This is a genomic window from Luteibacter sp. P4_E6 (genome assembly GCF_056401535.1).
This window is the reverse complement of the sequence record NZ_JBFUJE010000669.1, coordinates 1-1,892: the sequence shown is the minus strand read 5'-3', so window position 1 is coordinate 1,892 and position 1,892 is coordinate 1. Positions and strand designations below refer to the sequence as shown.

The 1,892-nt window shown below is 61.4% G+C and carries 1 protein-coding gene and 1 pseudogene; both read left to right on the top strand.

Annotated elements, in window-relative coordinates; genetic code table 11:
- The first annotated feature begins 113 nt into the window (after nt 1-113).
- Complete coding sequence (gene rplL / locus AC1DT2_RS22195) at nt 114-482, top strand: 50S ribosomal protein L7/L12 (protein ID WP_046969517.1); 369 nt, start codon at nt 114-116, stop codon at nt 480-482.
- A gap of 234 nt (nt 483-716) precedes the next feature.
- Nucleotides 717-1,892: pseudogene (gene rpoB / locus AC1DT2_RS22190) on the top strand (DNA-directed RNA polymerase subunit beta); the annotation flags it as partial.

Below are 1,892 nucleotides of genomic sequence, written 5' to 3'. Positions count from 1 at the left end.
GGCCGTGGCCGACCAGCAGGGTGGTAGCGACGTTGTCGCCGCCGAAGAAGCCCCGGTCGAAGCCTGATCCCGTCGACTTTCCATACCGAAACCATTTCAGAAGGTAAGAAACAATGTCCACCCTGACCACCGAACAGATCGTCGAAGCCATCAAGGCCAAGTCCCTGATGGAAATCATGGAACTGGTTAAGTCCATCGAAGAGACCTTTGGCGTCTCGGCCGCCGCTCCGGTTGCCGCTGCTGCCGGTCCGGCTGCTGCCGCTGTTGAAGAGCAGACCGAATTCGACGTCATCCTGATCTCCGCCGGCGACAAGAAGGTCGACGTGATCAAGGCCGTTCGCGCCATCACCGGCCTCGGCCTGAAGGAAGCCAAGGACCTCACCGAGGCCGGTGGCGTCGTGAAGGAAGCTGCTTCGAAGGACGACGCTGCCAAGTTCAAGAAGGACCTGGAAGCTGCGGGCGCCAAGGTCGAACTCAAGTAATCGGCGCTTTGCGCGCCAGTAGTTCGATAAGCGTCAAGTGAGCCTGGGGGCGTAAGCCCCCGGGCTTTGGCCGTTCCCGGCCGTGTTCGACCGATCGTGTTTGCAGATCCACGTTCCATGTTCCGTCCATCGGAAATGGGACATCGGGAGTTGAGGGTAGCGATGCCCTGCAGTCGAATCTCGATCTCCGATTTTCGATCTATTTTTTGCTACTGAACCGAGGCGGTACCCACCATGACCTACTCGTTTACCGAGAAGAAGCGCATCCGTAAGGATTTCGGCAAGCGTCCGCCCGTGCTGGGCGTGCCCAACCTGCTGACGATCCAGACCGACTCGTACAAGGAAKTCCTGCAGGAGCAGGTCAGCTCCAAGCAGCGTGAGGAGAAGGGTCTCCACGCCGCGCTGAAGTCGGTGTTCCCGATTTCGAGCTATTCCGGCAACGCCGCCCTCGAATACGTCGACTACAGGCTCGGCGAACCGGCGTTCGACGAACGTGAATGCCGCAACCGCGGCATGACCTTCGGCGCGCCGCTGCGTACCACCGTGCGCCTGGTCATCTATGACAAGGACAGCCCGGCGTCGAAGAAAGCCGTGAAGTACGTGAAGGAGCAGKMGGTCTACATGGGCGASATTCCGCTCATGACCGACACCGGCACCTTCATCRTCAACGGCACCGAGCGCGTSATCGTSTCSCAGMTGCACCGTTCGCCGGGCGTSTTCTTCGAYCACGACCGTGGCAAGACGCACAGCTCGGGCAAGCTCCTGTTCTCGGCTCGCGTGATTCCTTACCGTGGCTCGTGGCTCGATTTCGAGTTCGACCCGAAGGACGCGCTGTTCACCCGTATCGATCGTCGTCGCAAGCTGCCGGTGACGGTGCTCCTGCGCGCGCTCGGCTACAACAACGAAGAGATCCTCTCGATCTTCTTCGAGCACAACACGTTCCATCTGGGCAAGAAGGGCGGCGTCACGCTCGACCTCGTCGCCGAGCGCCTGCGCGGTGAAACCCTCTCGTTCGATCTCGTGATCGACGGCAAGGTGCTGGTCGAAGCCGGCAAGCGCATCACTGCGCGCCACGTTCGCCAGCTCGCCAGCGAGAAGATCACCACGCTCGAAGTGCCGGACGACTACCCGGTCGGCCGCATCGTGGCCGTCGACATGGTCGACAAGGACACGGGCGAGATCATCGCTGCGGCGAACGACGAGCTCACGCTCGACCACCTCGAGAAGTTCCGCAAGGGCGGCATCGAGACGGTGCCGACGCTGTACGTGAACGATCTCGATCGCGGTGCGTACATCTCGAACACGCTGCGCATCGACAACACGCGCACGCAGCTCGAGGCCCTGGTCGAAATCTACCGGATGATGCGTCCGGGCGAGCCGCCGACCAAGGATGCCGCGCAGAACCTGTTC